This is a genomic window from Algibacter pectinivorans, assembly GCF_900112595.1.
Classification (GTDB): Bacteria; Bacteroidota; Bacteroidia; order Flavobacteriales; family Flavobacteriaceae; genus Algibacter_B; species Algibacter_B pectinivorans.
Window position 1 is genome coordinate 502,717 of the sequence record NZ_FOMI01000003.1, and the last position, 6,212, is coordinate 508,928.

Below are 6,212 nucleotides of genomic sequence, written 5' to 3' on the forward strand. Positions count from 1 at the left end.
TTCAAAATAATATCTAATTAGTATGTTTCTCGATAAAAAAAGATCTTTTATAGTGCCATATTATGCTTTTTATAGGTTTGAAAATTGAAAGTAAACAAATAGGAGTATTAGGTAAATTGAATGCGTAAATACTCGATTAAGGATAGATAATTCAATTTATCTTTAAAAATTATAATCATTTTTTTGATTTTATTGCATAAAATGCAATGAATCATGCATCCATTATTTATTTTATAAAAATAAAATAACAATGTGGTCTAAACTTTCGATTATCTGTATTATAATTTAACTTTGTAGACTTTTAAAAATTTAAATTATTTATGAGCAAAACATTGTTTGACAAAGTATGGGATTCGCATGTTGTTAGAAATATTGCAGATGGACCAGACGTATTGTATATAGACCGTCATTTAATTCATGAAGTTACAAGTCCTGTAGCTTTTGTTGGGTTAGAAAGTAGAGGTTTAAGTGTTTTATATCCGGAGCGTACATTTGCTGTTGCCGACCATAATACACCAACTATTAACCAACATTTACCAGTAGAAGATCCGTTATCCGCTAATCAATTAAAAACATTAGAAGATAACGCTAATAAGTACGGTATTAGCCACTGGGGATTAGGTCATGCAAATAATGGTATTGTTCACGTTGTAGGTCCTGAGAATGGTATAACAGTACCTGGAGCAACAATTGTTTGTGGAGATTCACATACATCAACTCACGGAGCTTTTGGAGCTATTGCTTTTGGTATTGGTACCTCGGAGGTTGAAATGGTGCTTACAACACAATGTATTATGCAACCTAAGCCAAAGAAAATGCGTATTAGCGTTAATGGTACATTAAATAAAGGTGTTACACCAAAAGATGTTGGTTTATATATTATTTCAAAATTAACAACTTCTGGTGCTACTGGATATTTTGTAGAGTATGCCGGTGATGTTTTTGAAAACATGACTATGGAAGGTCGTATGACGGTTTGTAACTTATCTATAGAGATGGGTGCACGTGGTGGTATGATTGCTCCAGACGAAAAAACTTTCGATTACATAAAAGGTCGTCCAAAAACACCTAAAGGTGAAGGTTGGGATACCGCTATGGCATATTGGAAAACATTAAAAACAGATGAAAACGCTGTTTTTGATAAAGAAATAACTTTCGATGCTAATGATATTGAACCTATGATTACATATGGTACAAATCCAGGTATGGGCATGGGAATTTCTAATAATATTCCAACTGCAGAAGCTGTTGAAGGTGGTAAGGCAACTTACGATAAGTCTTTAGCATACATGGGTTACTCAGAAAATGAGCAAATGATTGGTAAGAAAATCGATTACGTATTTATTGGTAGTTGTACGAATGGTCGTATTGAAGATTTTAGAGCGTTTGCATCTATTGTTAAAGGAAGAAAAAAGGCCGATAATGTAACCGCTTGGTTAGTTCCAGGTTCGCATATAGTTGAAGCTAAAATTAAAGAAGAAGGTTTACTTGATATTTTTGAAGAAGCTGGTTTTGTTTTAAGAGAACCAGGTTGTTCGGCTTGTTTAGCAATGAACGATGATAAAGTACCTGCTGGAAAATATGCAGTAAGTACATCAAACAGAAACTTTGAGGGACGTCAAGGACCAGGATCTAGAACATTATTAGCCAGTCCATTAGTAGCTGCGGCTGCTGCGGTAACGGGTGTGGTAACAGATCCTAGAGAGCTTTTATAAGTTCTCAGTTTGCAGTAGGCAGTTTTCAGTCAAATAGAGGAAAATTGATACTGTAGCAAAATTATTAAAACATATTATTGACTGCCAACTGAAGACTGGCAACTGAATACTAAAAATTATGGCTTACGATAAATTTACAACATTAACGAGTACTGCAGTTCCATTGCCAATTGAGAATGTAGATACCGATCAAATTATACCAGCACGTTTTTTAAAAGCTACAAAACGTGAAGGTTTTGGAGATAACTTATTTCGTGATTGGAGATACAATGGAGACAATACATTAAAACAAGATTTTGTTTTAAACAACCCTATTTACAAAGGAAAAATATTAGTAGGAGGAAAGAATTTTGGTTCTGGATCTTCTAGAGAGCATGCTGCATGGGCGGTATACGATTATGGTTTCCGTTGTGTAGTATCTAGTTTCTTTGCAGATATTTTTAAAAATAACTGTTTAAATATTGGTGTTTTACCAGTGCAAATTAGTCCAGAATTTTCTAACGAAATTTTTGAGGCTATTTATGCCGATGCTAACACAGAATTAGAGGTAAACCTTGAGAAACAAACCATTACATTATTATCTTCTGGTACATCTGAATCTTTTGATATTAATGGGTACAAAAAAGAGAACATGTTAAATGGTTTTGATGATATCGACTATTTACAAAACATGAAAAGTGAGATTGAAACATTTACTGAATCTCGTCCTTTCTAAATAATGGCGGTAAAACGAATTGAAATAATGGATACGACATTGCGCGATGGTGAGCAAACCTCGAGCGTGTCGTTTTCTGCTTCTGAGAAACTTACAATTGCGAAACTTTTACTTGAAGAGTTAAAGGTAGATCGTATTGAAATTGCATCGGCACGTGTGAGTGAAGGTGAACTTCAGGCGGTTAAAGCCGTTACCAATTGGGCATCTAGTAGCAATCTTTTACAGGCGGTTGAAGTTTTAACTTTTGTAGATAAAGGCGTGTCGATTAATTGGATGCTTGAGGCGGGAGCAAAGGTTCAAAACTTATTAACCAAAGGTTCATTAAATCATTTAACTCATCAGCTTAAAAAAACACCTAATCAGCACTTTAGTGAAATTGAAGAGAATATTCAATTAGCTAAAAAGCATGGTATAGCTACCAACGTTTATTTGGAAGATTGGAGTAACGGTATGCGCAACTCTAAAGCTTATGTTTTTGAGTTTTTAGAGTTTTTATCTACGCAACCCGTTAAGCGTATAATGCTGCCAGATACCTTGGGTGTTTTAACACCACAGGAATCTTACGATTTTATAAAAGAAATAAAGGATTTATATCCAAACTTACATTTTGATTTCCATGCGCACAACGATTATGATTTAGGCGTATCGAACGTAATGGAAGGTTTAAAAGCTGGTGCCGATGGTTTACATTTAACTGTAAACGGTATGGGCGAACGTGCAGGAAATGCGCCTATGGCAAGTAGTATTGCTGTAATTAACGATTTTATGCCAGAGATAGAAATTGGTGTAAACGAAACGTTTTTATTTACCATTAGTAAATTGGTTGAAACGTTTTCTGGTGTAATGATTCCATCTAACAAACCAGTTGTTGGTGCTAATGTATTTACGCAAACAGCCGGTATTCATGCCGATGGCGATAATAAAAACAACCTGTATTTTAGCGAGTTAATGCCAGAACGTTTTGGTAGAACACGCCAATATGCGTTAGGAAAATCGTCTGGAAAGGCCAATATACAGAAGAATTTACAGGAATTAGGACTTCAGCTTAATGATGAAGACTTAAAGAAAGTCACCCAACGTATTATTGAGTTGGGCGATAAAAAACAAGTGGTTACCAAGGAGGATTTACCATATATTATTTCGGATGTTTTAGATAGAACTTACGAAGAAAAAGTTAAGGTAAATAGCTATGTTTTAACACACTCTAAAGGTTTAAAGCCATCTACAACAGTTTCTATTACCATAAATAATGAGACTTTTGAAGAGAGCTCGCAAGGCGATGGACAATTTGATGCTTTTATGAATGCCATAAAAAGGGTGTTTAAAAAGAAGAAATTGGAGCTGGCCGCTTTAATTGATTATGCGGTTAGAATTCCACCAGGAAGTAACTCGGATGCCTTATGTGAAACAATTATTACATGGCGAAATAGTAATGGCGAATTTAAAACACGTGGTTTAGATAGTGACCAAACGGTGTCGGCAATAAAGGCAACAGAGAAGATGCTGAATATTATTGTGAGTTAAGTTTAATGACCGAAGACGGGTGACGGAAGACGGAAGTTATCTTGATTTTGAAGAAATGACTGAAGACGGATTACTGAAAATCGGGGGCTATAACTGAAGCCTGTAAACTTGCCCGCGTTAGGTATTGAACGGCATGTTTGAGCTCGCCGACGGTAGGAGGAAGCGAGTAGTGAAAGCCCGACTTTTTGCGATCCTGCGAGGTTTTTAAAACCTTGTAGGTATGAGTAAAAAGGAACGCCCAAATGCTCGAATAAAATCGGGACACTTAAAATAACAAAAATTATAAATTAAAGATTAAAATAAATAAAGATGAAATTTAATATTGCAGTTTTAGCAGGTGATGGCATTGGACCTGAAGTAATGGATCAAGCTCAAAAAGTTAGTGAAGCGGTTGCAAAGAAATTTGGACATGAAATTACGTGGAAACCAGCATTAACAGGTGCAGCGGCAATTGATGCGGTTGGAGAACCTTACCCAGATAGTACGCATCAAGTTTGTTTGGCTTCGGATGCTGTTTTATTTGGTGCTATTGGTTTGCCAAGATTTGATAATGATCCTTCGGCAAAAGTGAGACCAGAAAATGGTTTGCTACAAATGCGTAAACAACTTGGTTTATTTGCTAATTTACGTCCGACATTTACGTTTCCGTCGTTATTGGATAAGTCGCCGTTAAAACAAGAGCGAATTGAAGGTACCGATTTGGTGTTTTTACGTGAGTTAACTGGTGGTATTTACTTTGGTGAAAAGGGTAGAAGAGATGGTGGAGAAACGGCTTTTGACAACTGTGTTTATACACGTGCTGAAGTACAACGTTTGGCTAAAAAAGGTTTTGAATTAGCCATGACCCGTTCTAAAAGATTATGTTGTGTTGATAAGGCCAACGTTATGGAAACGTCTCGTTTATGGAGAGAAACTGTACAGGCCATGGAAAAGGATTATCCTGAAGTTGAAGTAAGTTATGAGTTGGTTGATGCAGTTGCTATGCGTTTGGTACAATGGCCAAATAGCTACGATGTATTAATTACTGAAAACTTATTTGGTGATATTTTAACGGATGAGGCTTCGGTTATTTCTGGATCTATGGGATTAATGCCATCGGCATCTATGGGAGAATCTATTTCTTTATTTGAACCTATTCACGGATCTTACCCACAAGCAACGGGGTTAAATATTGCTAACCCAATGGCTATGGTTTTATCGGCAGCCATGATGTTTGAGATTGCTTTTAATTTACCTGAAGAAGGTAAAGCGATTAGAGATGCGGTAAATAAAGCTTTAGCTGAAGGTGTTGTTACTGAAGATTTAGCCAATGGTGGTAAAGCCTACGGAACTAAAGAAGTTGGTGACTTTTTAGCTGTTAATATTTAATTAGTTTAATACAATAAAAAAAAGGTGAATTTTATAATTCACCTTTTTTTTTGTTATATATCCTTAACTATTTTTTTTAAAAATAAAACCTTGTAGTCGTATTTTTTTATGTAATAAAATAATGTTATTGCCTAAAATTAGTCTGCATTTAAAAGGATATCCAAATTAAAAAGCGTGAATTCTAGTTTAGAATCCACGCTTTTTTTTATGCATTAATTGTCTTTTAATAAAACAACTATTACTGCTTTTTAATAACTAACTTTTTAGAGAATGCATTTGTATTGTTTGATCTTACAAAATACATACCTTCACTTAAATCACCTACATAAACATTAGTTTCAACACCAACATTTGCCTTAAAGCTTTTAACTATTTGACCTAATTGATTTGTAATATTAAAATCTCCACCTGTAGTTGTTTTAATTGTTACATTATTACTACTAGGGTTAGGGTACATTGAGAATTTAAAGTTGTTAGTGAAAGAATCAATACTTAAAGAAGTTACACTAACACATAAAGACTCTGCCGAACAACTTCCATTAGAAATTACTACTTTATAATCACCATTACTTGTCGCAGTATAGCTTTGGTTTGTTTCTCCTGTTAATAAAGTGTTTGGGCATGAGTACCATTGGTAACTAGCACCTTCTTGATCTGCTGTTAATATATTTGCGTTTTGAGTAATATTATTATCAATTATAATTGGTTCTGTTATTGTTACCGAAGTATCAGAAGTACATCCGTTAGCATCAGTAACTGTTACATTATAAGTTCCTGCGTTAACACCTGTAATTGTTGCCGTAGTTGCACCGTTACTCCATACATAAGTATAAGGCGTAGTTCCTCCTGTTACATTAACTGTTGCAGCTCCATTAGAACTTCCATTACAA

5 protein-coding genes are annotated in these 6,212 nt (G+C 34.9%); 4 read left to right on the top strand and 1 reads right to left on the bottom strand.

Going from position 1 to position 6,212, the window contains the following annotated elements:
* Positions 1–320 precede the first annotated feature (320 nt).
* From leuC to leuB, 4 genes are all read left to right on the top strand, one after another.
* Positions 321–1,715 (top strand): 3-isopropylmalate dehydratase large subunit, encoded by a 1,395-nt coding sequence (gene leuC / locus BMY96_RS07190; protein WP_092850890.1) that lies wholly within the window; start codon positions 321–323, stop codon positions 1,713–1,715.
* A 118-nt stretch (positions 1,716–1,833) separates the two neighbouring features.
* The gene (gene leuD, locus BMY96_RS07195) at positions 1,834–2,430 is read left to right on the top strand and encodes a 3-isopropylmalate dehydratase small subunit (RefSeq protein WP_092850891.1); all 597 of its coding nucleotides are present in this window, start codon (positions 1,834–1,836) and stop codon (positions 2,428–2,430) included.
* A 3-nt stretch (positions 2,431–2,433) separates the two neighbouring features.
* Positions 2,434–3,954 (top strand): alpha-isopropylmalate synthase regulatory domain-containing protein, encoded by a 1,521-nt coding sequence (locus BMY96_RS07200; RefSeq protein ID WP_092850892.1) that lies wholly within the window; start codon positions 2,434–2,436, stop codon positions 3,952–3,954.
* 309 nt (positions 3,955–4,263) lie between these two features.
* On the top strand, positions 4,264–5,322 hold the full coding sequence (leuB, locus tag BMY96_RS07205; RefSeq protein WP_092850894.1) for a 3-isopropylmalate dehydrogenase: 1,059 nt from the start codon (positions 4,264–4,266) through the stop codon (positions 5,320–5,322).
* A 238-nt stretch (positions 5,323–5,560) separates the two neighbouring features.
* On the opposite strand, the gene BMY96_RS07210 is transcribed toward leuB, so the two are convergent.
* On the bottom strand, positions 5,561–6,212 hold a 652-nt coding region (locus BMY96_RS07210; protein WP_139205230.1), incomplete at its 5' end, for a T9SS type A sorting domain-containing protein.